This window comes from Cupriavidus sp. 22TCCZM01-5, from assembly GCF_057798915.1.
Genome location: NZ_JBYOJR010000026.1, coordinates 42,151 through 69,024, shown reverse-complemented (window position 1 = coordinate 69,024; position 26,874 = coordinate 42,151). Strand labels below are relative to the sequence as shown.

Genomic DNA, 26,874 nt, shown 5'->3' with positions numbered 1-26,874 from the left:
GGGCAGGGTGGTCTACCCCTTCAACCTGATCAGCAGCTCCATCATCCGCGCGACCTTTGCACCATAGGGCGGCTGGAACAGTTTCTGCACCATCGACACCCGTCCCTGATAAAACACCGGCCGCAGCTTGGAGAAGGTGTTGAACCCTTCCCGGCCGTGGTAGTGACCCATGCCGCTCGGCCCGACGCCGCCAAACGGCAGGTCATGCTGCGCCACGTGCAGCAGCGCATCATTCACCGAGACGCCACCGGACATCACATGCGTGATGTAGTACTGCTGCAGCGCCTTGTCATGCGTGAACGGGTAGATCGCCAGCGGCCGGTCATGCGCGTTGATGTAGTCGGCCACTTCCTGCCGGTCGCGATAAGTACGGACGGGCAGGATCGGTCCGAAGATCTCGCGTTGCGACACCAGCATGTCTTCGCGCGGATTGAGCACCAGGCACGGCGGGAACTTGCGCGTTGCGGCGTCGGGGGCCGGTCCCGCGGCAAGTTCGACGATCATGGCGCCCTTGGCCCTGGCATCCTCCAGCGATGCCCACAGGCGGTCATAGGCGCGCTGGTCGATGATGGCGGTGTAGTCGTTGCTGCCGAGATCGGGGAAGCGCTCGGCGATCAGCCGCCTGGCATGCGCGACGAACGCTTCTACCGCGTCCTCGGGCAGGAAGACGTAGTCGACATTGGTGCAGATCTGCCCGGCATTGAACATCTTGACCCACAGGATGCGCTCGGCAGCGGCCTGGACGGGAAAGTCGGGTGCCACGATCGCGGGCGCCTTGCCGCCCAGTTCCAGCGTGACCGGCGTGAGGTTGCGCGCCGCATTGGCCATGACCGCACGGCCCGTGGCGCCCGAGCCGGTGAACAGCAGGTGGTCGAACGGCAGCGAGGAAAAGGCTGGCCCGCGCCCGCCGCCGTCCTCGAAGAACTTCAGCTTGTCTTCGGGGAAGTATCGCGGACTGACGCGCGCCAGCAGTTGCGCGAGGTGGCGCGAGTTTTCCGACATCTTGACCATGGCCCGGTTGCCCGCCGCGAAGATCGCGGCAAGCGGGCAGAACGCGAGGTTGAGCGGAAAATTCCACGGCACGATGACCCCGACCACGCCCAGCGGCTGCGGGATGACGCGGTTGCGCGCGCCCGGGTACATCAGCACGTCGATATGGCGCCGTTGCGGCTTCATCCACTTGCGCAGCTGCCGGCGCGCGTCGCGGATCGATTCGAGCGCGACGAAGAATTCCGCGAAAAGGGTCTCGAACTCCGAACGGCTGCCGTAGTCGCGCCCGATCGCTTCGACGATCTGCGCGCGGTTCTCCGTGAGCAGGCGCGACAGCGTCTTCAGGTCGGCGATGCGCTGCGCATAACCGGGCGCCGGATCGGCGAGATACGCGCGGCGCTGCCGCGCGAAGCAGGTCTGGAATTCCTCTGGCATCACCGCGTGATCGGCAAGCAGGTCAATGGCACCCACGGGTTCTCCTGTTGATTCAAGTGCGATACGTCATGGATTGCCGGCAGCCGTGGCATCGGCGGCGGCGTCCTGGTCGCCGTAGGCCTGGCCGCCAAAGCGCAGCGCCGTATGCTGGCGTTGCGACTGGCGCAGCGGGTAGAACATCTGCGCGCCCCAGTGCTCGGCGCCGAAGCGGCGGTCGTCTTCGAGACCGACCTTGGCCGGGTACTTGCGCGTGATGTGGGCCGTGCCGAACAGCACATCCCAGAAGAACAGCAGGTTGCCGAAGTTGCCCTTGTAGTGGCCGATGCCGTCGGCATTGGTCAGCGCATGGTGGGCCCAGTGGGTGGCCGGCGTGGAGATGGTCCGTTCGACCACCCACATCAGCGGCCGCAGCACGCGGATGCGGTAGAGCGGCTCGTCCCAGCGCCAGGCGCAGTGCGCGCCGAGGATCACCATCATCTTGACCACGATGTACACGGCGTAGACCTTGCCGAAGCCGAGATACAGCAGCACCCCCGCGCTCCACAGCCCCGGCATCATCAGGTAGTAGAAGAAATTGTTCCGGTACGTGACGCGGATGCTCATGTACGACGCCGAATGGTGCGCGCGATGCAGCGGCCACAGCCACGGCGTATGGGACGCGCGGTGCCACCAGTACTGCGTCATGTCGTCGGCGACCAGCAGGATCGCCGTCATCGCCCACCACGGCAGGTGGGACCATGCGCCGCGCATGTCGGGCATGAGCCAGTTGCACAGCCAGTTGGCGCCCAGCAGCGCGAACGGCTGCGTCACGGCGACCAGGCTGACGAACATCAGCACTTCGAGCTTGGTGTCGTTGGCGTCGGCGCGCACGCTTTGCTGGTAGCGCCGCGTGGCGAATTCCATCACGGCAAAGCCGAGGATGATGCTGCCGATCAGCAGGTTCTGTAGCTGCAGGTTCATGTGCGTTGTCTCCGATATCTGCGGTCATGCCGGTTATGCGGAAACTCTAGGTTGGCGCGGTCAATGCGTCCAATGCATAATGAACATCGTTCCAATGCTTCAGACGCAATGAGGTTGTCATGGACCTTCGCCGGCTCAGCCACGTGGTGGCCCTTGCCGATACGCTTCACTTCGCGCGCGCGGCGGAGCAGGTTCACCTGAGCCAGCCCGCGTTCAGCCGCAGCATCCAGGCCATCGAAAGTGATCTCGGGGTACGGCTGTTCGAGCGCGAAGCCGGCGATATCCGGCCCACGCCGGCTGGGGAATTCGTGCTCGAACGCGCGCGGCGGCTGTTGTTCGAGGCGCGCTGCATGCAGCGCGATGTCGATCTTTACCTGGACTCCCGGCTTGGCGACACGGCGTTCGGGGTCGGGCCGTTTCCGGCGGCGACCCTGCTGCCGCGCGTGCTGTCGGAGCTTCGGCGCCTGCATCCACAGGTCGCCTTGCGCGTCGAGGAGAGCAACTGGGTGCTGTTGCTCGAGCGCCTGCGCGCGGAGGACATCGAGTTCTTCGTCGCCGACGTGCGTGACCTCACGGAGGACGCGTCGCTGGACGTGCGCCCGCTGCCCGCCCAGCCGGCGCGCTTCTTCGTGCGCGCGGGGCATCCGCTGACCGGCAAGGCCTGCACGATCCGCGACGCCTGGGAGTACGGGGTGGCAAGCGTCAAGGCGCCGCGCGTGGTCACGGCGGCATTCTCGCGGGCGCTCGGCCTGCCGGATGGCCAGGCGGCCGTGCTGGCGCTCGAATGCGACGACTTTGCCGTGATCCGGGCGGTTACCTTGTCCACGGACATGGTGCTTGGCGCAACCGATGCGTCGGTCAGGGCCGAGCTGGCCTCCGGCGAGCTCGTTGTGCTGGACGTGCAGGGATTGCCGGCGATGAAGGCCGGCATGGGCATTGTGAGCCTGCGCAACCGGACACCTTCGCCGATGGCGGTGAAGGCGATCCGCTGCATCGAGCGGGTGGCAGCGGAGATCAGCGGGGCAGGGGATGCTTTGCCGAAATAGGCAGGTCAGTCCGGCGCGCCGAGGCGGGCCAATGCGTCGCCGGTGACGCGGCAGATGCGCCAGTCCGGCATCACGTCCGCGCCCATCGCCTTGTAGAACTCGATGGACGGCGTGTTCCAGTCGAGCACCGACCACTCGAAGCGGCCGCAGCCGCGCGCCACGGCCAGCGCCGCCAGGTGTCTGAGCAGCGCCTTGCCAAGGCCATGCCCGCGCCAGGCCGGTTCGACGAACAGGTCTTCCAGATACAGGCCGGGTTTGGCGAGGAAGGTCGAGAAATTATGGAAGAACAGCGCGAAGCCGACGGGTTGCACGCCATCAGGCGTATGGGCTTCGACCAGCACGGCCTCGGCCTGCGGCTGCGCGCCGAACAAGGCCTGTTCCAGCTTCTGCGGCGTGGCTTCGACCAGGTGGGTCAGCTTTTCGTATTCGGCCAGTGCCGAGATCAGGCGGAACAGCGTGGTGCTGTCGGCTGGCGTGGCGGGGCGGATGGCAAAGGAAGGAGACGGCATGGCGCAGGGCATCATCGGGACGGGCGACGATTATCGCCGCTCTCGTCACATCCCGGCCAGCCGCGCGACCTGCGCGACATAGTCCGGCGCGAGGCAATCGACGGACAGGCGCTCCGGCGTGCTGCGCAGCCACGTGATCTGGCGCTTGCAGAGCTGGCGCGTGGCCGCGATGCCGCGTTCGCGCATGGTCGCGTAGTCGCTGTCGCCATCGAGGTACTCCCAGACCTGCCGGTAGCCCACGCACCGGATCGACGGCAGGCCGGGGTGGAGATCGCCGCGCCGGCGCAGGCGTTCGACTTCCTCGATCAGGCCGCCGGCCAGCATGGCGTCATAACGCGCGGCAATGCGCGCGTGCAGCACGCTGCGGTCCGACGGCTCCAGTGCGATCACGCGGTAGCGCTGGTCGGCGGTGCCCGTGAAGGTACGGCCGTCTGCCTGCCGTGCCAGCAGTTCGGACATGGGCTGTCCCGAGAGCCGGTGGATTTCCAGTGCGCGCTGGATGCGCTGGGCATCGTTGGGCGCGAGCCGGGCGGCCGTGACCGGGTCGACTTGCGCGAGCATCGCGTGGAGCGCGGGCCAGCCGCGTTCGGCGGCAAGTTCGTCGAGTTCGGCGCGCACAGCGGGATCGGCCTGGGGCAGGTCGTTCAAGCCCTGCGTCAGCGCCTTGTAGTACAGCATGGTGCCGCCCACGATCAGCGGCTGGCGCCCGCGCGCGCGGATCTCACCGATCAGCCGTTCGGCGTCCGTGACGAATTGCGCGGCGGAGTAGCTGTCGGCCGGATCGATGATGTCGATCAGGTGGTGCGGTACCGCGGCCAGTTCGTCAGGCGTGGGCTTGGCGGTGCCGATGTCCATCTCGCGATAGACCAGCGCCGAGTCCAGGCTGATGATTTCGACGCTCGCCTGCCGCGCCAGGGCCAGCGCGGCAGCGGTCTTGCCCGAGGCGGTCGGGCCGAGCAGGCAGACGACGGGCGGGTGTTCGGACGATGGCAAGGCGGACATCAGGGCTTGGGCAAGGCGTGGCGAGGCAAGGCGGGCTTACTGGCCGCGCAGGAACAGGCGGTCCAGCTCGGCCACGCTGAGTTGCACCCAGGTCGGGCGGCCGTGGTTGCACTGGTCGGCGCGCTCGGTCTGCTCCATCTGGCGCAGCAGCGCATTCATCTCTTCGAGCGTGAGCTTGCGGTTGGCGCGCACCGCGCTGTGGCAGGCCAGCGTGGCCAGCAGTTCGTTGCGGCGCTCGGCCAGCACGCGCGAGCCACCGTAGGCGTTCAGGTCGCGCAGCACGTCGCGCGCCAGCGCCTCGGCATCGGCCTGCTGCAGCAGCGCCGGCACGGCGCGCACGGCGAGCGTGGTCGGCGACACCGGCGCGATGTCGAAGCCGAGCAGCTCCAGCGTTTCGCGATGCTCCTCGGCCGTGCCGATCTCCACCGGGTTCGCGGGCAGGGTCACGGGCAGCAGCAGCGGCTGCACGGCGAGGTCGCGCGCATCCAGCGCATCCTTGATCTGCTCGTACAGGATGCGTTCGTGCGCCGCGTGCATGTCGACCAGCACGAGGCCGCGCGCATTCTGCGCGAGCACGTAGACGCCATGCAACTGGGCGATGGCGTAGCCGAGCGGGTGGTCGTCGGCGGTTTCCGTCGTGTCATCCGCGGGAGGGGCCGCGACCTTGGCCACGGCAATGCCATCGAGCAGGCCCGGCGGCTCTTCGACCCGCGCGGCCTGCGCATCGGCCAGCCATGCGGGCGGCTGGGACGAAGGCACATAGGGCCGCGGCGCCGTGGCGTCACGTACCATGCCCAGGTAGGCCTGGCGCGGCTGGGCGATGCCAAGCTCGGTCTGGCGCGCCGCCGAATAGTTGATCCACTGGCTGCCGCTGCCCCCGGCACCGCCGTAGGGGGCGCGCGGCTCTTGCAGCGGGATGGCGCCCGGCGCGGGCACGGGCTCGTCGTCCGTGCCGGTGTGCAGGCTGTCGCCGTTCTCGCCGGCCTGGCGTGCCAGGCAGCGCTGCACGGCGTGATAGACGAACTGGTGCACGGCGCGCGATTCCCGGAAGCGCACCTCGATCTTGGACGGGTGGACGTTCACATCCACCGTCTCCGGCGGCAGGTCCAGGCACAGCACGTAGGACGGGAAGCGGTCGCCGTGCAGCACGTCCTGGTAGGCGCTGCGCACCGCATGGTTGAGCAGCTTGTCACGTACGAAGCGGCCGTTGACGAAGAAGTACTGCTGGTCCGGCCGCCCGCGCGAGGCGGTGGGCAGCCCGGCGAAACCATAGAGATGCAGGTCGCCGGCCTCTTCATCGAGCGGCAGCCGAGCCCGGGCAAAGTCGCTGCCGAGCACCTGCGCCGTACGCGTGGCCACGTCGCCGGCATTCCAGTGTTCGAGCGGCTTGCCGTTGTGGTGGACCGAGATCGCCACGTCGGGACGGGCCAGCGCCGCGCGCCGGACCATTTCCAGGCAATGCCCGAGTTCGGTCTGTTCCGACTTGAGGAACTTTCGGCGCGCCGGAGTGTTGAAGTAGAGATGCTGGACATCAACCGTTGTGCCGACTCCGCCAGATGCCGGCTGCAATGCGCCGGTATCGGCACTGACTTGCGTGGCATGCGGGTCATGCGCGGTACGGCTGGTCAGGGTCAGCTGGGATACGGAAGCGATCGAGGCCAGGGCCTCGCCGCGGAAACCGAGGGTCAGCACCGCCTCGAGTTCATCCAGCGAAGCGATCTTGCTGGTGGCGTGGCGCATCAGCGCGACGGGCAGTTCGGCCGGCGGAATGCCGCAGCCGTTATCCGTGATGACGATGCGCCGCACGCCGCCTTCTTCCAGCCGGATGCCTAGCTGGCTGGAGCCCGCGTCGAGCGCGTTCTCGAGCAGCTCCTTGACCACGGAAGCCGGGCGCTCGACGACTTCGCCGGCGGCAATCTGGCTGATGAGCTGGTCGGGCAGGGGGCGGATCGGCCGCGGCGGCTGCGCGGTGCGGGAGGCGGAGGCTGGCATCCGGCGATTATACGTGCCGTGCCGCACGCGGGATGGCTGGGCCGGGCCCGGCAGGTGACCGATACGTCGGTCGGCTCTTGTATGATGTCGCGCTTGTTGGATCAACCTACAACACAACGGGGAAAGACTTGGATCTCGCTCTGCAGCTCATCGACATGCTGGTGCATGTCGACAAATACCTCGGCACGGTCATCCAGCAGTATGGCGTCTGGGTCTACGCCATCCTGTTCGCGATCGTGTTTGCCGAAACCGGGCTGGTGGTGCTGCCATTCCTGCCGGGCGATTCGCTGCTGTTCATCGCCGGGGCGTTCTGCGCCACGGGTGCCATGAACGAATGGGCGCTGATCGGCCTGCTGCTGACGGCGGCGGTCTCGGGCAATACCGTGAACTACTGGGTCGGCAGCTGGATCGGGCCCAAGGTGTTCGACCACCATTGGCGCTTCCTCGACCAGAAAGCGCTGCGCCGCACGCACGACTTCTACGAGCGCCACGGCGGCAAGACGCTGGTGATGGCCCGTTTCGTCCCGATCGTGCGTACCTTCGCGCCCTTCGTGGCCGGTGTTTCGCAGATGACGTTCGCGCGCTTCCAGTTCTTCAATGTGATCGGCGCGCTGGCGTGGGTGGCGGGACTGGTGTTCGCGGGTTACTTCTTCGGCAACCTGCCGTTCATCAAGCAGTACCTGAACCTGATCGTGCTGGCCGGTATCGGCGCGGCCGTGGTGCCGCTCGTGCTGGGCGGTCTGTGGAAGCTCGTGCGCGGCAACAAGGGCCGCGCGTCGAGCGTCGAGCGCTGAGCAGGCGCTGCCGCGGTCTCGGCGCGGTCTCAGCGCGGTTTCAGTTGAGGCTGCGGCTCATCATGCGCAGGGCCGGCATGCGGTCGCGGATCTGCGCAATGTCGGAGGCGTCCGGGCGCGCCTTCATATACGCTTCCAGGTCCTCCAGCGCAGGCCGGAAGCACTCCAGATTGGCGTAGGCCAGGCCGCGGTCGCGCACTTCCTCGATCGATCCGGGCAGCAGGATGACCAGGCGGTTCTGCACCGCGAGCAGCCGCTGCCAGCGTGACTCCTGCAGGTAGATGGCCTTGAGGTTGCGCAGCATGCGCGCAATGATCTCGCGGTGGCTGGCGGCCTGCAGGAACAGGCCCAGCGGCACCTGGCCGGGATCGGAAATCCCCTCCCGTTCGAGGTAGGGGTCAAGCATTTCCTGAAGCTGTTCTTTCGACAGGGTTTCGCCAGTCAGGGGGTCGAGGATGACTTCCCCGGCGGGGATCGTCATGCGTACCAGGAAATGGTTCGGGAAGGACACGCCCTTCAACGGCAGGCCGATCTGCTGGCCGAGTTCCATGTACAGCACGGCCAATGAAATGGGGATGCCGCGCCGCTGCTTCAGGACCACGTTCAGATATGAATTGTCCGGGTCGTAGTAGTCGTTGGCGTTGGCGCCGAAACCGAGGTCGCGGTAGAAAAAGTGGTTCAGCAGGCGCAGCCGCTGGATGGCCGGCGTACCTTCGGCGATCCGGCGTTTCAGGCGCAGCGCCAGCACGTCCAGCGCGGCCAGTTCGGCTTGCAGGTCCAGGTCGGGGTAGGCGTCCTGTGCGATGGAAAGTGCGGTTTCAGTGAGGGGGATGCCGTTCTCGTCCGCCACAAGGCTGGCGAAGTAATCAAGGACTTTCGTACTTGTCATTGCGGATTCCTGATGCGGCACGGCCGTACCGTGCCCTCGCGCTCACTTTGGCTAGGGCCGGATCCATCGATGAATGAGCATCGATGAAGGAGCCTAGACCGTCCGGCGCTTGAAAGCGGCGTATCGCAGTCCCATGAGCCACAGTGTACCGAAGTAGACCACCGCCGCAAGTACCAGGCAGGAAGCCAGCAGCGCGATGCGCAGAAGTGGCGTCGCGCCCAGCCCGACCCAGTCGAAATTGCGCACGAACCAGAGCAGCAGGCCCGACAGCAGCAGCACCGCGGTGAACAGCTGGGCCAGGAATAGCGACCAGCCGGGCGCGGGCCGGTAGTAGCCGCGCCGGACCAGGCCCGCAAAGAGCAGCAGGGCGTTGATGGTGGCGCCGACGCTGATCGAGAGCGCCAGGCCGGCATGGCTGAGCCACGGCACGAACGCGTAGTTGCAGGCCTGCGTGATGACGAGCACTACGATTGCGATCTTCACTGGCGTGCGGATGTCCTGCCGCGCGTAGAAGCCCGGAGCCAGGATCTTGATGACGATGAGGCCGAGCAGGCCGGTGCCATAGGACACTAGCGCCTGGCGCGTCATTTCGACGGCGTGGGCGTCGAACTTGCCATAGTTGAACAGCACCGCGGTCAGCGGCGTGCCGAACACGAACAGGCCCACCGCGCACGGCACTGCCAGAAGGAAGGTCAGGCGCAGGCCCCAGTCGAGCAAGCCCGAGTATTCGTCGCGATTGCCCTGCGCGCTCGCCTTCGACAGGCTTGGCAGCAGGATGGTGCCTAGCGCCACGCCAAGCAGCGCGGTCGGGAATTCCATCAGCCGGTCGGCATAGGTCAGGTATGACACGCTGCCCGCGGCCAGGCGCGAGGCAATGTTGGTATTGATGATCAGGCTGATCTGCGCCACCGACACGGCCAGCAGCGCCGGACCCATCTGCCGGAGGATGCGGCGCACGCCGGGGTCGGCCCAGGCCTGGCGCACGCTGAAGCTCACGCGCGGCATGGCGCCCAGGCGCTTGAGCGCGGGCACCTGGATCAGCAGTTGCAGGATGCCGCCGATCAGCACGCCCCACGCCTGCGCATAGATCGGCTGCGCCATGCGCGGGCCGACGAACAGGGCCGCGAAGATGAGGCAAAGGTTCAGCAGCACCGGCGTGAAGGCCGGCACGGCGAACTTGCGCCACGTGTTCAGGATGCCGGAAGCCAGAGCGACCAGCGAAATCAGGCCGATGTACGGGAACATCACGCGCGTCATGAAGACGGCGGCGATGTAGGTCTCGCCTTGCCCGCGGAAGCCGGTTGCCACTACGGTCATCACCAGTGGCGCACCGATCACGCCCAGCAGCGACACGCCCATCAGCGCCCAGGTCATGACCGTGGCGACCGCGTCGATCAGGTGCTTGGTTTCGGCATCGCCGCGCTTGGCGTGGTATTCGCCCAGGATCGGCACGAAGGCTTGCGAGAACGCGCCTTCGCCGAAGATACGCCGCAACAGGTTGGGAATCCGGAACGCCACGTTGAAGGCGTCGGTCATGTCCGAAGCGCCGAACGCACGGGCAATTAGGATTTCGCGCACCAGGCCCGTGATGCGCGAGAGCATGGTCAGGCTGCTGATGGTGGCGAGCGCTTTGAGCAGGTTCAAGGTGAGTGGGCGGGAAGCGGTGGATCGGGCAGGCGCGGGCTGGCGGGCATGGTGGCGTGCGGGCCGCGGATCGCGCGCAGGCGCCGGGATGGCGGTTCAGACGCCCGGCGCGCGGCAAAGTTGCCGCAACTGCACGCCGCGTGCGACGAAAGTGGCGCCTATTATACGGATCGTCCCGGCTGCAGCCCGGCGTCGCGTGGTATACCGAGGTCGGCCTTGCGTGTGGCTTCTGCGTGTGTGTATAATTGCCGATTCACAAGGACAGCTGCGTTCCGGATTCGTGTGTCAGTGCATCCCGGGTCGCTTGATATGACTTAATTGTTGTGTCCCCCGCGGCACGCATCTGAATTCAGGATATTTATTTAAATGGCAAATTCCGCACAAGCCCGCAAGCGCGCTCGCCAAGCCGTTGCTCAGAACGCTCACAACTCCAGCCTGCGCTCGCGCCTGCGCACCGCCGTGAAGGCCGTTCGCAAGGCCATCGACGCCGGCGACAAGGCTGCAGCTGCTGAAATCTTCAAGAATTCGCAAGCTACCATCGACAGCATTGCCGACAAGAAGATCGTGCACAAGAACAAGGCTGCACGTCACAAGTCGCGTCTGTCGGCCGCCATCAAGGCCATGGCTGCCTGATAGCTGCCAGGCCGCTGCGGCGGCCTCCTGCGGGAACTGCATAGGGCCCGCCCAACAAAAAAGCTCGTCATCCGACGAGCTTTTTTGCTTTCCGGTCGCCGCATCTTCTGCGGCTCCGGCTGCTTATTCGAGCGAGCAGGCCTCAACCAGTTGCAGGTTGTTGTCGCGGGCGAAGTTCAGGACGAAATCCAGGGCCTTGGGCTCGATCTCGCGCAGGCGCACATCGACTACCACGCATTTGGTGTTGCCGGCGAAGATCGGGCGCACGTAGGGCGAGTAGGTCAGGCGGGGATCGCCGGTATCGCCTTCGGGGCGGAATTGCGCCATCACGCCGCACAGTCGTTCTGCCCAGTCGCTTGGGCGGAAGGTCTTGCCCTCCTTGGTAATGCCTTGGATGAAGTATTCGCGAACATTGGGGTTCATGAGACTGGGCGACTGCGGGTGAGGCGAGGTGACTCGACGGAAAACCCGCGGAACGGGCGCCCGTTTGACGCGGCCGGCGAACGTTTGGTTCGCTCTTTCCGGCCGGGGTGGCGGGGCGTCGGTGTCTGCGGGGGCACTTTTGATGCCGGCGGCGGGCAGCGGCAAGGGTATGCCGGGCCCCGCGTGAATCAGCGAGTATTATATCTTATATAAGACTTGCGCATAAGCCCGAATTCCTGTCAGGAAGCTGTCAGCGGGTGCCGGGCCGGATTCTTCCGGACTCGCCAAAGCAGAAATAATCCCTTATGATCGTTGCACGTAAATTGCGTATGCGACGCGAAAGGCGGCTCCGCGACGCGCTTCTGTCATGCAGGCCGTGACGGCGTGTCTCCTCTGGGCCGCCTTCTTTTGTTTTATGAGCTCAACCCCGATCAAGCATTACCTCCAGTTCAGCGACTTGACTCCCGACGAGTACGAGTACCTGCTGGACCGCGCACGGATCCTCAAGGCCAAGTTCAAGAACTACGAAACATGGCACCCGCTGCACGACCGCACGCTGGCCATGATCTTCGAGAAGAACTCGACGCGTACGCGCCTGTCGTTCGAAGCCGGCATCCACCAGCTCGGCGGCCACGCGGTGTTCCTCAACACGCGCGATTCCCAGCTGGGCCGCGGCGAGCCGATCGAGGATGCGGCGCAGGTGATCTCGCGCATGGTCGACATCATCATGATCCGCACCTTCGGGCAGGACATCATCGAACGCTTCGCCGCGCATTCGCGCGTGCCGGTCATCAATGGCCTGACCAACGAATACCATCCTTGCCAGGTCCTGGCCGACGTGTTCACCTACATCGAGCAGCGCGGCAGCATCCGCGGCAAGACCGTGGCATGGATCGGCGACGCCAACAACATGGCCTACACCTGGATCCAGGCGGCCGAGCGCCTGGGTTTCACCTTCCATTTTTCGGCGCCTCCGGGCTACCAGCTCGATGCGGCAATGGTGCCGGCATCGGCCGCAGGCCAGCTCAAGGTGTTCGACGATCCGCTGGCGGCCTGCCAGGGTGCCAGCCTGGTGACCACCGACGTGTGGACCAGCATGGGCTTCGAGGCCGAGAACGAGGCGCGCAAGCGCGCCTTCCAGGACTGGATGGTGACCACGGCCATGATGGACCGCGCCGAGCCGGACGCGCTGTTCATGCACTGCCTGCCCGCCCACCGTGGCGAGGAAGTCGAGGCCGCGGTAATCGATGGCCCGAAGAGCGTGGTCTGGGACGAGGCGGAAAACCGCCTGCACGTGCAGAAGGCGCTGATGGAATACCTGCTCTGCGGCCGCTACTGAAGCGCACGCCGGCAGGCACAAGGGGAGGGGCCGCGATGGCCCCTCTTTTTACGTGACCGCATCCACATGAATGCAATCAAGGAGATGGAAGTGAGCCAGTTCGACAACGTATCGGTCGTCAAGAAGGCCAACCTGTATTTCGACGGCAAGTGCGTGAGCCACACCGTGCTGTTCGCCGATGGCACGCGCAAGACGCTGGGTGTGATTTTCCCGTCGACGCTGACGTTCAACACCGGCGCCCCGGAGATCATGGAAGTCAACGCGGGCGTATGCCGCGTGCGCCTGGCCGGTTCGGATGCCTGGCAGACCTATGGCGCCGGCCAGCAGTTCAGCGTGCCGGGCAACAGCAGCTTCGATATCGAAGTGCAGGAAACCCTCGACTACGTCTGCCACTTCGCCTGATCGTGGCCACGGAGCCGGTCAGAGCACGACCGGTTCCGGCTCGATGCGCACGCCGAAGCGGGCCTGGACCGTATCGGCGATACGCGTGGCCAGCGCCAGCAGCGCTGCGCCAGTGCCGCCGCCATGGTGCACGAGCACCAGCGCCTGTTTGCCATAGACGCCTACCGGGCCGTCATCGAGGCCCTTGAAGCCGCAGCGGTCGATCAGCCAGCCTGCGGCGAGCTTGAACGTGCCGTCCGGCTGGGCATAGCTGACCAGGTCGGGATGGATGGCCAGCAGCGCTTGCCGCTGCTCGGCGCTGACCAGAGGATTCTTGAAGAAGCTGCCCGCATTGCCGATCTGCGCCGGATCCGGCAGCTTGCGCGAACGGATGGCAATCACCGCATCGCGGATCGCTGCGGCATCGGGTGCCGCATGGCCCTCGAGTTCCCGTGCCAGTTCCCCATAGGCAAGCACCGGCTGCCAGGCGCGCGGCAGGCGCAGCGTCACCGCCGTGATGATGTAGCGGTCGCGGCCCGCCTGCTTGAACAGGCTGTCGCGGTAGCCGAACGCGCATTGTTCCAGGTCAAGGTCCACGAAGCGCAGGGTCTGACGGTCCAGCGCGCGCAAGCCCGCGAAGCGTTCGCGCAGTTCCACGCCATAGGCCCCGATGTTCTGGATCGGCGCCGCCCCTGCGGTGCCGGGGATCAACGCCAGGTTTTCGAGGCCGGGCAGGCCGTCGGCGATGGTGCGGCAGACCAGGCCATGCCAGTTCTCGCCGGCACCGGCAGTGACCAGCCATGCGTCGGGATCGGTCTCCACGCGGTATCCCGGAATCTCCATCAGCAGCACCAGCGCATCGAGATCCGCGGTCAGCACGACATTGCTGCCGCCACCAAGCACCACCAGCGGCAGGCCGCTGGCGCGCGGGTCTGCCAGCGCGGCCAGCAGGTCGGCTTCGCTGCGGACATGGACGGCATAGCGCGCGCGGACATCGAATCCGAATGTATTGTGGCGGCGCAGGGGATAAAATTCGTGGAAATCTGCCATGCAAGCTAGAGGTGATGCGGCCGCCACAGCGCGGCCGGGCGCCCCATGGGTGCGAGGCAGGCTGGATTATACGGAAGTGCCGGCGCGGCCCGTCCGGGCCGCGGATGCCGGACAAGCGAGCAACAAGGAGAATGCAATGCCGTCGTTTGACGTAGTGTGCGAAGCCAACATGGTCGAGGTCAAGAATGCGGTCGAACAGGCCAACAAGGAGATCTCGACGCGTTTCGATTTCAAGGGTTCGGACGCACGGGTCGAGCAAAAGGAAGGCGAACTGACCGCCTTCGCGGACGATGACTTCAAGCTGGGCCAGGTCAAGGATGTGCTGATCAACAAGATGGCCAAGCGCAATGTCGATGTGCGCTTCCTCGACTACGGCAAGGTCGAGAAGATCAGCGGCGACAAGGTCAAGCAGGTCATCACCATCAAGAAGGGCGTGACCGGCGACCTGGCCAAGAAGATCGTGCGCATGATCAAGGACAGCAAGATCAAGGTCCAGGGCAGCATCCAGGGCGATGCCGTGCGGGTTTCCGGCACCAAGCGCGACGACCTGCAGAGCGTGATCGCGATGCTGCGCAAGGACGTGTCCGAGGCGCCGCTGGACTTCAACAACTTCCGGGACTGATTCCCGTACGGGCGCCTGTGCAATGCCGGCGCCGAGCGAGGCTGCGGGCTGCGCTCAGCGCGGCTGCGGCAGCCCGCCGATCTTCGCGCCGGTCCGGATACCCTTCTGCGCGAACCATCCCTTGTTCATTTCGAGCGCGTAGCGGATCGCCGCCTTGGGGCAGTGGTTGTCTTGCGTCTGCGGCGCCATGTCCTCGATATTGACGATGCTGCCGTCATCGGCCAGGAAGGCGATCGACAGCGGCAGGTCCGTATTCTTCATCCAGAAGCAGTGTCCGGCCTTCTGTTCGAACACGAACAGCATGCCGGCATTGGCCGGCATAGATTTGCGGTACATCAGCCCCTGCTCGCGCGCCGCGGGCGTCGACGCGACCTCTGCCTGAATGGCGTACATCCCCGCCGTAAGGGGCACTACGGGCAGCGCGCTCTGTGCGTGGGCCAGCCCGGTGATGGTGGCGGCCAGCAGGACGCAGCGGGAAAGCAGGGTCTTGGTCAGGATTCGCATGGCAATGCGGCTGGGATTCGATGGCAGGCGCAAGCATAACGCACGCACGGGCGGACCGAGCGGCGGGCCTGGCGGATATAAAAAAAGGCAGGTTGCCGGGCAACCTGCCTTTTGCGTCTGCGGCGGATTGCTGCCGCGGCTGCGTGCTTACTGCGCAGCCGGAGCCGAAGCGGCGGGAGCCGAAGCTGCCTTCTTCGACTGCTTCTTGTGCGAGCTCTTCTTCTTGGTGGCCTTCGGAGCTTCCTTGGCGGCCGGAGCTGCTTCGGTAGCAGCCGGAGCCGAAGCCTGGGCAAAAGCGCCGGTAGCGAACAGGCCAACAACCAGGGCAGCGATCAGTTTTTTCATTGCGATTACCTCGAAGAGTGACTGTAGTCGGAAAGTTGGCGCGCAATTGGGCGCGTCACCGACAACAACGAGGACACCGCCCACTGCGTTGACGTGATGGGTGTTAGTTTTTGTAACGCACTCGGCCTTTGTTGCCGGCGCCAGTCCCGCGTGCCCGGGCGGGACCCTCCCCGGAGCCGCGTGGCGCGGGTTGCGGGGCACGCGCGGGTGGCAGGCCGAGCAGGTCCGGTGCCACGACGCGGGACTGCCCGGGCTGCAGGCCGAGCTCGCGCAGGTCAAGCCGGCCGATGGTGGCGCGCACCAGGCGCAGGGTCGGGAAGCCGACCGCTGCGGTCATGCGGCGGACCTGGCGGTTCTTGCCTTCGCGGATCTGCAGTTCGAGCCAGCTGGTCGGGATGGCGGCGCGATAGCGTACGGGCGGATGCCGGGGCCAGAGCCAGGATGGCTCCCCGACCGCGCGGACCTTGGCCGGCAGGGTGCGGAAATCGCCGAGATCGACGCCCTCTCGCAGACGCGCCAGCGCGTGCTCGTCGGGGATGCCCTCTACCTGCGCGAAGTAGGTCTTGGCCAGCTTGTGGCGCGGATCGGCGATCCGCGCCTGCAGACCGCCGTCATCGGTGAGCAGCAGCAGGCCCTCGCTGTCGGCGTCGAGGCGGCCAGCCGGGTACACGCCAGGTGTCGCGATCCACTCGGCCAGCGTCGGCCGCGAGGGGTGCTCGGAAAACTGGCTCATGGTGCCAAAGGGCTTGTTCAGGGCAATCAGCGTCATGGGGCAGCAGTATGCCGCAGTCCGGCCAGTTGCCGGCCTGGCGCGGCCTGGCTCAATGGCGGATCACAAGGAATTGCTGCATAATAGTTGGCTAGTCTTGTGTCTTATATAAGACTGACATGGTGCGGCGCAACGCAGGCGGTCGCTTGCCTCCAGCTACAATGCCTACGCTGCGCCTCCCTCATTTTGCTGCCGGGTCGTGTGCCAGGCGGCCGTCTTAACCGTTCCGTACTGGAGACGTCATGTACCAACACATCAAGGTCCCGGCTGGCGAGAAGATCACGGTCAACCAGGATTTCTCGCTGAATGTCCCGGACAATCCGATCATTCCTTACATTGAAGGCGACGGTACGGGCCTGGATATCACTCCGGTGATGATCAAGGTAGTGGACGCCGCGGTGGCCAAGGCCTACGCCGGCAAGCGCAAGATCTCGTGGATGGAGATCTATGCCGGCGAGAAGTCGACCAAGGTCTACGGCCCGGATGTGTGGCTGCCCGACGAGACCCTGGACGTGCTCAAGGACTACGTGGTCTCGATCAAGGGCCCGCTGACCACGCCGGTCGGTGGCGGCATCCGTTCGCTGAATGTGGCCTTGCGCCAGCAGCTCGACCTGTATGTGTGCCTGCGCCCGGTGCGCTACTTCAAGGGCGTGCCTTCGCCAGTGCGCGAGCCGGAAAAGACCGACATGGTCATCTTCCGCGAGAACTCCGAAGACATCTACGCCGGCATCGAATGGGAAGCCGAAAGCGCGCAGGCCAAGAAGCTGATCGCCTTCCTGCAGAACGAGATGGGCGTGAAGAAGATCCGCTTCCCCGAAACCTCGGGTATCGGTATCAAGCCCGTGTCGAAGCAGGGCACCCAGCGCCTGGTGCGCAAGGCCATCCAGTACGCCATCGACAACGACAAGCCGTCGGTGACGCTGGTGCACAAGGGCAACATCATGAAGTTCACGGAAGGTGGTTTCCGTGACTGGGGCTATGAGCTGGCCCAGGCGGAATTCGGCGCCGAGCTGGTCGACGGCGGCCCGTGGTGCAAGTTCAAGAATCCGAAGACCGGCCGCGACATCGTCATCAAGGACGCTATCGCCGACGCCTTCCTGCAGCAGATCCTGCTGCGTCCGGCCGAATACTCGGTGATCGCCACGCTGAACCTGAACGGCGACTATATCTCCGACGCGCTCGCGGCGCAGGTCGGCGGCATCGGCATCGCGCCGGGCGCGAACCTGTCCGACTCCGTGGCCATGTTCGAAGCCACCCACGGCACGGCGCCGAAATACGCCGGCAAGGACTACGTGAATCCGGGCTCGGAAATCCTGTCGGCCGAAATGATGCTGCGCCACATGGGCTGGACCGAGGCGGCGGATCTGATCATCGCCTCGATGGAAAAGTCGATCCTGTCCAAGAAGGTCACCTATGACTTCGCGCGCCTGCTGGAAGGCGCGACGCAGGTGTCATGCTCCGGCTTCGGCCAGGTGATGATCGACAATATGTGATCCGACAATATGTGATCCACTGGTCCGGCAGGCGCCCGCGCGCGTCTGCAGGCAAGACCCCGGCGCCGCCATGCGGCTACCGGGGTTTTTTCTTGCCCGGCGCGCACGCGTTGGCTAGAACGTGAGGGTGTCCGCAAACGCCGGGAGTCCGCAGATGGAAGATCCGTTTCGCCGCACCGCGCTAGCCCCGGCCCTGTTCTACAGGGAGCCGCTGGGTGCGCTCGACTGGCTCGAACAGGCGTTCGGTTTCACGCGCACCATGGTCATCACGGACGGCCAGGGCCAGCTCGCGCATGCCGAAATGCGTTTCGGAGACAGCTACCTGATGATAGGGAGCGAGTGGGCCGACTACACGGCAAGCCCCGCCAGCGTGCAGGGCAAGAACACGCAGTCCGTCCATGTCCATCTGCAGGACGGGCTGGATGCGCATTGCGAACGCGCCCGTGCCGCCGGTGCGGTGATCATGCGCGAGCCGGAAGACCAGTTCTACGGCGATCGTGTCTACGCCGCCCGCGATCCGGAAGGCCATGTCTGGACCTTCGGCCAGACCGTGCGGCGGGTCAGCCGGGAAGAGGCCGAGCAGGCCAGCGGGCTGAAGATCGAAGGCTGGATCTGAGCGGGTCCCAGGGTTTGCGGCATGGCCACCGCGCAGAATGCAGAAAGCCCGGCACGAAGCCGGGCTTTCGGGCGGATGCGGTAGCGTGCAGCTGAGAGCCGTGCAACGGCATTGCCGCTGCCCTGAGGGCGGCGGCCAGGCTGGCGCGGATCCCGTTCCGGGGGAGTTCCCCCCGCATCCTTGGTGACCACCCCGGAGCTCTGCCGGCCCGGGTGCGGTCGCGGCGCACTTCAGGCCGAGGCGTCCTGGATGTTGGTGGCCTGTTTGCCCTTCGGGCCCTGGACCACTTCAAACGAGACGCGCTGACCTTCCTTCAGCGTCTTGAAGCCCGCCATCTGGATTGCCGAAAAGTGCGCAAACAGTTCTTCTTCGCCCTCGTCCGGCTTGATGAAACCGAAGCCCTTGGCGTCATTGAACCATTTGACGATACCGCTTGCCATATACTCCCCCAACGAAATAGCAGATTTCAAAGCGGGGAAGCCTGCGGCCAGCTGGATGACACGCGCTGCGGCGCCATGACAGCCGCTTCCCTTCGGGATGCGGTCGGCAATGACGCAGCATGGTGAATCGCGTGGCGACGCCGCCGGCTTTGTCTGCCAGGCAGGCCGCCACTGGTTCGTAAGCCTCCCTGCTCACGGATCACCCGGTCCGGCCCCTTTTGCTTGGCTCGCTGGCCTGAACCCGGTGTGCGACCGATTCTTCTGGCAAACCAATCTACTGTCAAGCTGGCGGATTCCCCACTGCCGACAGGGTGTGGCGGGAAAGGGACGGCGGCTGATGGTACCGTGTGGGGGTGCGCACGGTGGCGGGGCATGCGCGGCGGCTGTCTGCGGACGTGTGCCACCCACGTGCATCGCAGTGCCTTTGGCGCTGTCCGAACAACGCGGAATGGGTGGCGCGGCTCTTGAATCCTGCCACTCTTCCCCAAATTGCAGAGTTGCGAGTAAGGGTTAGAATAAAGCCATGGCTACACGGCTGGCGAATGTCCCACAACGCGAAGCAGGCACCATTCTGGAGCGGAAAGAGCAGGCGCTCAAGCCGCCCGCTATGTACAAGGTGGTGCTGCTCAATGACGACTACACTCCGATGGAGTTTGTAGTCATGATCCTGCAACAGTATTTCAGCAGGGACCGTGAGACGGCGACGCAGATCATGCTCACCGTTCATCGGGAAGGTAAGGGCGTCTGCGGTATCTACACCAGAGATATCGCCGCGACAAAAGTCGAGCTGGTGTCAACGCACGCGCGGCAAGCGGGCCACCCCTTGCAGTGCGTGATGGAGGAAGCATGATTGCGCAAGAATTGGAAGTGAGCCTGCACATGGCGTTCGTTGAGGCCCGGCAGGCACGCCACGAGTTCATTACCGTGGAGCACCTGCTGCTGGCGTTGCTCGACAACCCGACGGCGGCTGAGGTCTTGCGCGCCTGCGCGGCCAATATCGAGGACTTGCGCACCAGCCTGAAGAATTTCATCGCTGACAACACACCGGTCGTCCCCGGCACGGATGAGGTCGACACCCAGCCCACGCTCGGTTTCCAGCGCGTGATCCAGCGCGCGATCATGCACGTGCAGTCCACCTCCAACGGCAAGAAGGAAGTGACCGGTGCCAACGTGCTGGTCGCCATCTTCGGCGAGAAGGATTCGCATGCCGTTTACTACCTGCAACAGCAGGGTGTGACGCGCCTGGACGTGGTCAACTTCATCAGCCACGGCATCCGCAAGGATCAGTCCGAGCCAGCCAAGCATGGTGACGGCACGGGCGAAGGCGAAGGCGGCGACGGCAAGGAAAGCCCGCTCGAGCAATACACCCAGAACCTGAACGCGCTGGCCAAGGCCGGCAAGATCGACCCGCTGATCGGCCGCGAAAGCGAAGTCGAGCGCGTGGTGCAGGTGCTGTGCCGCCGGCGCAAGAACAACCCGCTGCTGGTCGGCGAGGCTGGCGTCGGCAAGACCGCGATTGCGGAAGGCCTGGCCTGGCGCATCACCAAGAACGAGGTGCCGGACATCCTCGAAAAGGCCACGGTGTACTCGCTCGACATGGGCGCGCTGCTGGCCGGCACCAAGTACCGCGGCGATTTCGAGCAGCGCCTCAAGGGCGTGCTGAAATCGCTGAAGGACAATCCGAACGCGATTCTCTTCATTGACGAGATCCATACGCTGATCGGCGCGGGCGCCGCCTCGGGCGGCACGCTGGACGCGAGCAACCTGCTCAAGCCGGCACTGTCGTCGGGCCAGCTCAAGTGCATCGGCGCGACCACCTTCACCGAGTACCGCGGTATCTTCGAAAAGGACGCGGCGTTGTCGCGGCGCTTCCAAAAGATCGACGTGGTCGAGCCGTCGGTCGACCAGACCGTGCAGATCCTGCGTGGCCTGAAGTCGCGCTTCGAGGAGCACCACGGCGTCAAGTACGCGGCTTCGGCGCTGACCGCCGCGGCCGAACTGTCGGCGCGCTTCATCACCGACCGTCACCTGCCCGACAAGGCCATCGACGTGATCGACGAGGCTGGCGCGGCGCAGCGCATCCTGCCGAAGTCCAAGCAGAAGAAGACCATCGGCAAAAGCGAGATCGAGGACATCGTCTCGCGCATCGCCCGCATCCCGCCGCAAAGCGTGAACCAGGACGACCGCAGCAAGCTGCAGACGCTGGAGCGCGACCTGAAGTCGGTGGTGTTCGGCCAGGACCCGGCCATCGAGGCGCTGGCGTCGGCCATCAAGATGTCGCGCGCGGGCCTGGGCAAGACCGACAAGCCGATCGGCTCCTTCCTGTTCTCGGGCCCCACGGGCGTGGGCAAGACCGAAGTTGCCAAGCAGCTCGCCTTCATCATGGGCATCGAGCTGCTGCGCTTCGACATGTCCGAATACATGGAGCGCCATGCGGTCAGCCGGCTGATCGGCGCGCCGCCGGGATACGTTGGCTTCGACCAGGGCGGCCTGCTGACCGAGGCCGTCACCAAGAAGCCGCACTGCGTGCTGCTGCTGGACGAAATCGAGAAGGCGCATCCGGATATCTTCAATATCCTGCTGCAGGTCATGGACCACGGCTCGCTGACCGACAACAACGGCCGGCGCGCTGATTTCCGCAACGTGATCATCATCATGACCACCAACGCGGGGGCGGAGACCATGAACCGCGCCACCATCGGCTTCACCACGTCGCGCGAGCAGGGCGACGAAATGGCCGACATCAAGCGCATGTTCACGCCGGAGTTCCGCAACCGGCTGGACGCGATGATCAGCTTCCGTTCGCTGGACGAGGAAATCATCCTGCGCGTGGTGGATAAGTTCCTGATGCAGCTGGAAGAGCAGCTTCACGAGAAGAAGGTGGAAGCCAGCTTCAGCGAGAAACTGCGCAAGTTCCTGGCACACAAGGGCTTCGATCCGCTGATGGGTGCCCGCCCGATGCAACGCCTGATCCAGGACATGATCCGCAAGGCCCTGGCCGACGAGCTGCTGTTCGGCAAGCTGGTGTCCGGAGGCAAGGTGGTGGTCGATCTCGACGACCAGGACCAGATCAAGCTCGACTTCTCCGAAGCCGATCCGGAGCCGCCGGAGGCGCCGGAAAGCGAGCAACGCGCGGAGGTCTGACCGGCGCACGCGGACATTGTCTGCAATTGCGGCCATCCTCGGGCAAAATACAGGGGCGGCAGAAATGCCGCCCTTTGTTTTTTGTCCCGGCAGCCGGCTGGCCGCCTCTTCCTGAAAGACCGATGTCCCGTCCCGAACGCACGCGGCTGCGCCGCATGCTGCTCAAAGCCCTGCCATTGGCCGGCACGCCCCTGACGGCGGTGCAAGCCTTTGCCGCCAGCGCGCCCGCCGACTCGCCCATGAGTGGCCGTCCGATCACGATGGTCCTGCCATTCCCGCCGGGTGGCAGTGTAGATATCGTGGCGCGCCAGCTGCAGCCGGGCCTCAAGACCTTGCTGGGCCAGACGGTCGTGGTCGACAACAAGCCGGGCGCGGGCGGGCTGATCGCCTCGAGCACGGTCGCGCGCGCAAAGCCCGATGGCAATACCTTGCTGATGGCGTTCGATACCCACGCGATCAACCCGTTCGCCTACAAGCAACTGCCCTACGACACGTTCCGCGATTTCACGCCAATTTCGCAGCTGGTGCGTTTCCCGCTGGTCATCGCCGCCAACCCGGCACTGCCGGCCTCGAACGTGCGCGAGCTGGTGGCGCTGGCCAAGGCCAAGCATGACGGCGTGCGCTATGCCTCGTCCGGCATTGGCAGCCTCAACCAGCTTGCGGCGGAAGCGCTGGCAACGGAGACCGGAGTGCACATGCTGCACGTGCCGTACAAGGGCGGCGGCCCGGCCGTGCAGGCCGTGCTGTCGAATGAGGTCGACATCTTCTTCAGCAGCTATGCAGCCGTACAGGCCCACGTCGCGGCCAAGACCATCAAGGTGCTCGGTGTTACCGGCACCGGCCGCCTGAAGCAACTGCCGCAGGTGCCGACGGTGGCGGAGCAGGGCGTGCGCGGGTTTGAGGCGTATTCCTGGATCGGCGTCTTCGGCCCGGCAGGCATGGCACCCGCCACCGTGAGCCGCATCCACGACGCACTGGTGGAATCGCTGCATCAACCGCGCGTGGTCGATGCCCTGGCCGCGCAAGGATTCGAGATCGTCGGCGGCACGCCCGCCGAACTTGGCAGCCTCGTGCGCCATGAGCACGACAAATGGCAGGCCGTGGCGCGCAAAGCCAATATCCAGTTCGAGTAATGGCAAGCAAAGCTGAAATGTTCGACCATGCCGTCGTGGTCTGCTCCGATCTCGATGCCGGCGCCGAGGCCTGGCGCCGGCTCGGCTTTACGCTGACGCCGCGCGGCTATCACACGCTGGGTTCACAGAACCACTGCGTCATGCTGGCGCGCGACTACATCGAACTGCTGCACGTCACGGCGCCCAGTCCGAGCCGGCAGTACTACTGGGAAGTGCAATCCCGCGGCGGCGGCTGTGCGGCGATGTCATGCAAGAGCGCCGATGCCTTCGCCACGGCAGCTCGCCTGCGCGAGGGGGGCTGGCATACTTCGGACCCGATCGAGTTTTCCCGGCCGGTGGTACTGGACGATGGCAGCGAGCACGCCGCCACGTTTCGCGTCACGGCACTCGACGACGCGCCGGGCGCGCGCTATTTCGTCTGCGAACATCGCACGCCCGAACTGCTGTGGCGGCCGGAATGGACGCGGCACGCCAATGGCGCGCGGGCGATCTCGTCGATGTTCCTGGTGGTGGCGCCGGCGCTGGTGGACGCGACCGGCCGTGCCTATGCGGAACTGACCGGCGGCGAATTGACCCAGCTGAGCGACCATATCTGCAGTCTGGCGGTGGACGACGCCACGCTGGTCGTCAGTACGCCCCAGGCACTGGCAGCGGCAACCGGGACGTCGCACGTCCAGCGCGAGGTGCCTGGTTATGCGGCAATCCGCCTGCGCACCGACGCGCTGGCAGAAGCACGCCTGATCTGGCGTGCGGCGGGCATCCGTGCCCAGGACCTCGGGCCGCACGAGACCTTGATTCCGGCGAGCGCCGCCGGCGGCGTCGCCCTGTTGTTCGAACAACAGGGCTGAAGCACGGCAGGCTCAGGCGCTGGCCTTGGCGTGGTGCACGCCGGTCGAGCCGAAACCGCCGGCGCCGCGCTCGCTGCTTTCCGAGAATTCTTCCACCGTCGTGAATACCGGGCGCAGCACGGGCACGAACATCATCTGCGCAATGCGCTCGCCCGGCTGGATCACGATGGGCTCGGTACCGGGTGCGTTGCGGTTCCACACGCTGACCATGATCTGGCCTTGGTAGTCGGCATCGATTACGCCAATCGAATTGCCCAGCACCAGTCCCTTCTTGTGGCCCAGCCCCGAGCGCGGCACGATGGTCGCCGCCATGTACGGGTTGCCCATATGCACGGCGATGCCGGCCGGCACCAGTTGCGCGGCGGTGCCCGGCGCGATCGACACGGGCGCGTCGACGCAGGCGTGCAGGTCGATGGCGGCGGCCATGTCGCTCTGGTAGGACGGCAGGCCCCACTCGTTCAGGCGGGAATCCAGCACCTTGATTTCAACGGACGGGTTCAGTTCTTGGCTCATTTCAGGATCGGTTCTGCGAATTGCCGGCAAGGCGGCTTGCCCTGCCGGGTTCAGTTTTCGGAATTCAGTTCAAATGCTTCGGCCAGCAGCTCGTACGTGCGCAGCCGGGCCGCATAGGTGGCGGTCACGCTGAGCACAACCAGCTCGTCCGCGGCGAACTGCTCGCGCAGGGCCAGCATGCGCTCCGTTACGCGTTCGGGTGTGCCGCAGATCGTGCGCGGTCGCTCGCGTTCGATGATCAGGCGGTCGCGCTCGGTCGGGACATGGCTTTCAGCCTGTTCCAGCGACGGGATCGGCGCATTGACGCCATAGGCCATCTGCAGCCGGCGCAGGTCCACGGCGCGTTCCAGTTCGGCCGCTTCGGCATCGGTGTCGGCGCAGATCACGAAGATAGCGGCGGCGCTGTAGGGGCGTGCCTCGTAGCCGGACTGGAAGTCATCGCGGTACTGCCGCGCGACCAGGTGGCCGGTATGGGCGTTGATGAAATGAGCAAACGCAAACCGTAAGCCCAGGCGGGCGGCCAGCGCGCCGCCGTAGTCGCTGGAGCCCAGCACCCACAGTTCGGGCTGCGTATCTACCACGGGCTGCAGCAGTACCCCTTCGGCCAGGTGGCCGGGCGGTACGTCGCCGCGCAGCAGGCAAGACAGGTCGCGCACCTGCTCCTCGAACTGCGCGCCGCGGTCGTACTGGCCCATCGCGACGGCCTGCGCTGTGCGCATATCGCCGCCGGGCGCACGGCCCACGCCGAGGTCGATGCGGTTCGGAAACAGCCCTTCCAGCATGCGGAACTGCTCGGCGACCTTGAACGGGCTGTAGTAGGGCAGCATGACGCCGCCCGAGCCCAGCCGGATGCGCTGCGTGACGCTGCCGATGCGTGCCAGCATGACTTCGGGCGCCGGATTGCAGACGCCGCGCAGGCCGTGGTGCTCGGCGCACCAGTAGCGCGTGTAGCCGAGCGCGTCGGCCATCTGCGCAAGCTCTACCGTGGCAGCCAGCGCGTCACGCGCGGTATGGCCGGCGATGACCGGGCTCTGGTCGAGCACGGACAGGCGCAGCCGGGGTCGGTTCGCGGTCATATTGCGTCAGGGCCGGGCGCGGCCCGGCAGGCGCTGGCCGATGGCGGCCACGAGCTGGCGCGCCAGCGTGAGCTTGTCGGCGCGCGGCAGGCGCGTCATGCCGGCGGCATCGAACAGCACGATCTCGTTGTCGTCGAGGCCGAAGGTATGGTGGCCGATATTGCCCACCAGCAGCGGCACGCCCTTGCGCTGGCGCTTTTGCTCGCCGTACTGCTCCAGGTTCTCGCTCTCCGCGGCAAAGCCGACGCAGTAGGGCGCATCGGTGCGTGCGGCGACAGTCGCCAGGATGTCCGGGTTCTGCACGAACTGCAGCGTCGGCGTATCGGTATCGTTGGCCTTCTTGAGCTTCTGCTGCGCCACCTCGGCGGGACGCCAGTCGGCCACGGCGGCGACCGCGACGAACACGTCCACGTCGCGCAGCTGGGCCAGCACGGTGTCGTGCATCTGCTGGGCGCTGCGCACGTCGGTGCGCACCACGCCACGCGGCGTGGGCAGACCGGTCGGGCCGGCCACCAGCAATACGTCGGCGCCGCCTTCGCGTGCGGCGCGGGCAATCGAAAAGCCCATCTTGCCCGACGAAAGATTGGTGATGCCGCGCACCGGGTCAATGGCCTCGAAGGTCGGGCCCGCCGTGATCAGCACGCGCTTGCCCGCGAGCGGCTTGGGCTGGAAGAAGGCGATGATGTCGTCGAGCAGTTCTTCCGGCTCCAGCATGCGGCCGTCGCCGACTTCGCCGCACGCCTGGTCGCCGCTGCCCGGTCCGAGAATGACGACACCGTCGTCACGCAGCTGCGCCGCGTTGCGCTGCGTCGGCGCTGCGGCCCACATCTGGCGGTTCATGGCCGGCGCCACCAGCAGCGGACAGTCGCGCGCGATGCACAGCGTGGTGAGCAGGTCGTCGCACAGGCCATTGGCGAGCTTGGCCAGGAAATCGGTCGATGCGGGCGCGATCACGATGGCGTCGGCCTCGCGCGAGAGGTCGATGTGCGCCATATTGTTGTCGACGCGCGCATCCCACTGCGACAGGAAGACCGGGCGGCCCGACAGGGCCTGCATGGTGACCGGGGTGATGAAATGGGTTGCCGCCTCGGTCATCGCCACCTGTACCGTGGCGCCGGCCTTGGTCAGCAGGCGGACCAGCTCGGCGGACTTGTAGCAGGCGATGCCGCCGGTCAGGCCGAGAACGATGTGCTTGCCGCGCAAATCCATGTGGGACTCGTCAGAGAAAGGGGTTTCGGCATGATACCGGCAGCGCGCGCAGGCTGCCGGAGGCGGCTTGGTGCC

General features: G+C 65.7%; 28 protein-coding genes. 12 read left to right on the top strand and 16 right to left on the bottom strand.

Going from position 1 to position 26,874, the window contains the following annotated elements:
- Positions 1-12: 12 nt before the first annotated feature.
- Together AC3FNH_RS22310 and AC3FNH_RS22305 are read right to left on the bottom strand one after the other, a co-directional pair.
- The gene (locus AC3FNH_RS22310) at positions 13-1,461 is read right to left on the bottom strand and encodes a coniferyl aldehyde dehydrogenase (protein WP_488721590.1); all 1,449 of its coding nucleotides are present in this window, start codon (positions 1,459-1,461) and stop codon (positions 13-15) included.
- Between the two features lie 30 nt (positions 1,462-1,491).
- The gene (locus AC3FNH_RS22305; RefSeq protein WP_488721589.1) at positions 1,492-2,385 is read right to left on the bottom strand and encodes a sterol desaturase family protein; all 894 of its coding nucleotides are present in this window, start codon (positions 2,383-2,385) and stop codon (positions 1,492-1,494) included.
- 119 nt (positions 2,386-2,504) lie between these two features.
- Between AC3FNH_RS22305 and AC3FNH_RS22300 the strand changes: the two genes are divergently transcribed.
- Positions 2,505-3,431: a LysR family transcriptional regulator gene (locus AC3FNH_RS22300; protein ID WP_276098398.1), complete on the top strand. Its 927-nt coding sequence runs from the start codon at positions 2,505-2,507 to the stop codon at positions 3,429-3,431.
- Between the two features lie 5 nt (positions 3,432-3,436).
- Here the strand turns inward: AC3FNH_RS22300 and AC3FNH_RS22295 are convergent, their stop codons facing one another.
- From AC3FNH_RS22295 to mutL, 3 genes are read right to left on the bottom strand one after another with little or no spacing between them, the layout of a single operon-like run.
- Positions 3,437-3,940, bottom strand: coding sequence for a GNAT family N-acetyltransferase (locus AC3FNH_RS22295; protein WP_488721588.1), 504 nt, complete (start codon positions 3,938-3,940; stop codon positions 3,437-3,439).
- 45 nt (positions 3,941-3,985) lie between these two features.
- Positions 3,986-4,942, bottom strand: a complete 957-nt coding sequence (gene miaA / locus AC3FNH_RS22290) for a tRNA (adenosine(37)-N6)-dimethylallyltransferase MiaA (protein ID WP_276098396.1) — start codon at positions 4,940-4,942, stop codon at positions 3,986-3,988.
- Between the two features lie 36 nt (positions 4,943-4,978).
- The gene (gene mutL, locus AC3FNH_RS22285; RefSeq protein WP_488721587.1) at positions 4,979-6,934 is read right to left on the bottom strand and encodes a DNA mismatch repair endonuclease MutL; all 1,956 of its coding nucleotides are present in this window, start codon (positions 6,932-6,934) and stop codon (positions 4,979-4,981) included.
- Positions 6,935-7,074: 140 nt separating this feature from the next.
- Here mutL and AC3FNH_RS22280 point away from each other — a divergent pair, with 140 nt between their 5' ends.
- Positions 7,075-7,728, top strand: a complete 654-nt coding sequence (locus AC3FNH_RS22280) for a VTT domain-containing protein (protein WP_276100807.1) — start codon at positions 7,075-7,077, stop codon at positions 7,726-7,728.
- A gap of 40 nt (positions 7,729-7,768) precedes the next feature.
- Here the strand turns inward: AC3FNH_RS22280 and AC3FNH_RS22275 are convergent, their stop codons facing one another.
- Positions 7,769-8,617, bottom strand: coding sequence for a SirB1 family protein (locus AC3FNH_RS22275; protein WP_276098394.1), 849 nt, complete (start codon positions 8,615-8,617; stop codon positions 7,769-7,771).
- Between the two features lie 93 nt (positions 8,618-8,710).
- Positions 8,711-10,261, bottom strand: coding sequence for a murein biosynthesis integral membrane protein MurJ (gene murJ, locus AC3FNH_RS22270; RefSeq protein ID WP_488721586.1), 1,551 nt, complete (start codon positions 10,259-10,261; stop codon positions 8,711-8,713).
- 366 nt (positions 10,262-10,627) lie between these two features.
- Here murJ and rpsT point away from each other — a divergent pair, with 366 nt between their 5' ends.
- Entirely contained in the window at positions 10,628-10,894 is a 267-nt protein-coding gene (rpsT, locus tag AC3FNH_RS22265) for a 30S ribosomal protein S20 (RefSeq protein WP_011298911.1), read from the top strand.
- Positions 10,895-11,017: 123 nt separating this feature from the next.
- Here the strand turns inward: rpsT and AC3FNH_RS22260 are convergent, their stop codons facing one another.
- Entirely contained in the window at positions 11,018-11,317 is a 300-nt protein-coding gene (locus AC3FNH_RS22260; protein ID WP_276098392.1) for a DUF3579 domain-containing protein, read from the bottom strand.
- A 415-nt stretch (positions 11,318-11,732) separates the two neighbouring features.
- Here AC3FNH_RS22260 and argF point away from each other — a divergent pair, with 415 nt between their 5' ends.
- Positions 11,733-12,656: an ornithine carbamoyltransferase gene (gene argF / locus AC3FNH_RS22255; protein ID WP_488721585.1), complete on the top strand. Its 924-nt coding sequence runs from the start codon at positions 11,733-11,735 to the stop codon at positions 12,654-12,656.
- A 90-nt stretch (positions 12,657-12,746) separates the two neighbouring features.
- Positions 12,747-13,058 (top strand): pyrimidine/purine nucleoside phosphorylase, encoded by a 312-nt coding sequence (ppnP, locus tag AC3FNH_RS22250; protein ID WP_211945889.1) that lies wholly within the window; start codon positions 12,747-12,749, stop codon positions 13,056-13,058.
- 18 nt (positions 13,059-13,076) lie between these two features.
- Here the strand turns inward: ppnP and murB are convergent, their stop codons facing one another.
- Entirely contained in the window at positions 13,077-14,087 is a 1,011-nt protein-coding gene (gene murB, locus AC3FNH_RS22245) for a UDP-N-acetylmuramate dehydrogenase (RefSeq protein ID WP_488721584.1), read from the bottom strand.
- A 136-nt stretch (positions 14,088-14,223) separates the two neighbouring features.
- Between murB and AC3FNH_RS22240 the strand changes: the two genes are divergently transcribed.
- Positions 14,224-14,709, top strand: a complete 486-nt coding sequence (locus AC3FNH_RS22240; protein ID WP_224080736.1) for a YajQ family cyclic di-GMP-binding protein — start codon at positions 14,224-14,226, stop codon at positions 14,707-14,709.
- 54 nt (positions 14,710-14,763) lie between these two features.
- On the opposite strand, the gene AC3FNH_RS22235 is transcribed toward AC3FNH_RS22240, so the two are convergent.
- The 3 genes from AC3FNH_RS22235 to AC3FNH_RS22225 all read right to left on the bottom strand — a co-directional run bounded on the left by AC3FNH_RS22235 (position 14,764) and on the right by AC3FNH_RS22225 (position 16,327).
- On the bottom strand, positions 14,764-15,213 hold the full coding sequence (locus AC3FNH_RS22235; protein ID WP_488721583.1) for a DUF192 domain-containing protein: 450 nt from the start codon (positions 15,211-15,213) through the stop codon (positions 14,764-14,766).
- Positions 15,214-15,360: 147 nt separating this feature from the next.
- Positions 15,361-15,558, bottom strand: a complete 198-nt coding sequence (locus AC3FNH_RS22230) for a hypothetical protein (RefSeq protein ID WP_488721582.1) — start codon at positions 15,556-15,558, stop codon at positions 15,361-15,363.
- Positions 15,559-15,661: 103 nt separating this feature from the next.
- Positions 15,662-16,327, bottom strand: coding sequence for a pseudouridine synthase (locus tag AC3FNH_RS22225; protein WP_488721581.1), 666 nt, complete (start codon positions 16,325-16,327; stop codon positions 15,662-15,664).
- A gap of 242 nt (positions 16,328-16,569) precedes the next feature.
- Here AC3FNH_RS22225 and icd point away from each other — a divergent pair, with 242 nt between their 5' ends.
- Together icd and AC3FNH_RS22215 are read left to right on the top strand one after the other, a co-directional pair.
- On the top strand, positions 16,570-17,820 hold the full coding sequence (gene icd, locus AC3FNH_RS22220; protein WP_488721580.1) for an NADP-dependent isocitrate dehydrogenase: 1,251 nt from the start codon (positions 16,570-16,572) through the stop codon (positions 17,818-17,820).
- Positions 17,821-17,974: 154 nt separating this feature from the next.
- The gene (locus tag AC3FNH_RS22215) at positions 17,975-18,436 is read left to right on the top strand and encodes a VOC family protein (protein ID WP_488721579.1); all 462 of its coding nucleotides are present in this window, start codon (positions 17,975-17,977) and stop codon (positions 18,434-18,436) included.
- Positions 18,437-18,666: 230 nt separating this feature from the next.
- On the opposite strand, the gene AC3FNH_RS22210 is transcribed toward AC3FNH_RS22215, so the two are convergent.
- Positions 18,667-18,876 (bottom strand): cold-shock protein, encoded by a 210-nt coding sequence (locus AC3FNH_RS22210; protein WP_011298900.1) that lies wholly within the window; start codon positions 18,874-18,876, stop codon positions 18,667-18,669.
- A 523-nt stretch (positions 18,877-19,399) separates the two neighbouring features.
- Between AC3FNH_RS22210 and clpS the strand changes: the two genes are divergently transcribed.
- The 4 genes from clpS to AC3FNH_RS22190 all read left to right on the top strand — a co-directional run bounded on the left by clpS (position 19,400) and on the right by AC3FNH_RS22190 (position 24,001).
- Positions 19,400-19,726, top strand: a complete 327-nt coding sequence (gene clpS, locus AC3FNH_RS22205; RefSeq protein WP_116318045.1) for an ATP-dependent Clp protease adapter ClpS — start codon at positions 19,400-19,402, stop codon at positions 19,724-19,726.
- Positions 19,723-22,020: an ATP-dependent Clp protease ATP-binding subunit ClpA gene (gene clpA / locus AC3FNH_RS22200; protein WP_276098384.1), complete on the top strand. Its 2,298-nt coding sequence runs from the start codon at positions 19,723-19,725 to the stop codon at positions 22,018-22,020. Before clpS ends, clpA begins: the two co-directional genes overlap by 4 nt.
- Before the next feature lie 122 nt (positions 22,021-22,142).
- Complete coding sequence (locus tag AC3FNH_RS22195; RefSeq protein WP_488721578.1) at positions 22,143-23,153, top strand: Bug family tripartite tricarboxylate transporter substrate binding protein; 1,011 nt, start codon at positions 22,143-22,145, stop codon at positions 23,151-23,153.
- Positions 23,153-24,001, top strand: a complete 849-nt coding sequence (locus tag AC3FNH_RS22190) for a VOC family protein (RefSeq protein ID WP_488721577.1) — start codon at positions 23,153-23,155, stop codon at positions 23,999-24,001. Before AC3FNH_RS22195 ends, AC3FNH_RS22190 begins: the two co-directional genes overlap by 1 nt.
- Before the next feature lie 12 nt (positions 24,002-24,013).
- Here AC3FNH_RS22190 and dut read toward each other — a convergent pair whose 3' ends face one another.
- From dut to coaBC, 3 genes are read right to left on the bottom strand one after another with little or no spacing between them, the layout of a single operon-like run.
- Positions 24,014-24,514 (bottom strand): dUTP diphosphatase, encoded by a 501-nt coding sequence (gene dut / locus AC3FNH_RS22185; RefSeq protein WP_276098381.1) that lies wholly within the window; start codon positions 24,512-24,514, stop codon positions 24,014-24,016.
- Positions 24,515-24,564: 50 nt separating this feature from the next.
- Complete coding sequence (locus tag AC3FNH_RS22180; protein ID WP_488721576.1) at positions 24,565-25,590, bottom strand: LLM class flavin-dependent oxidoreductase; 1,026 nt, start codon at positions 25,588-25,590, stop codon at positions 24,565-24,567.
- Between the two features lie 6 nt (positions 25,591-25,596).
- Positions 25,597-26,799: a bifunctional phosphopantothenoylcysteine decarboxylase/phosphopantothenate--cysteine ligase CoaBC gene (coaBC, locus tag AC3FNH_RS22175; protein WP_488721575.1), complete on the bottom strand. Its 1,203-nt coding sequence runs from the start codon at positions 26,797-26,799 to the stop codon at positions 25,597-25,599.
- Between the last annotated feature and the right edge of the window lie 75 nt (positions 26,800-26,874).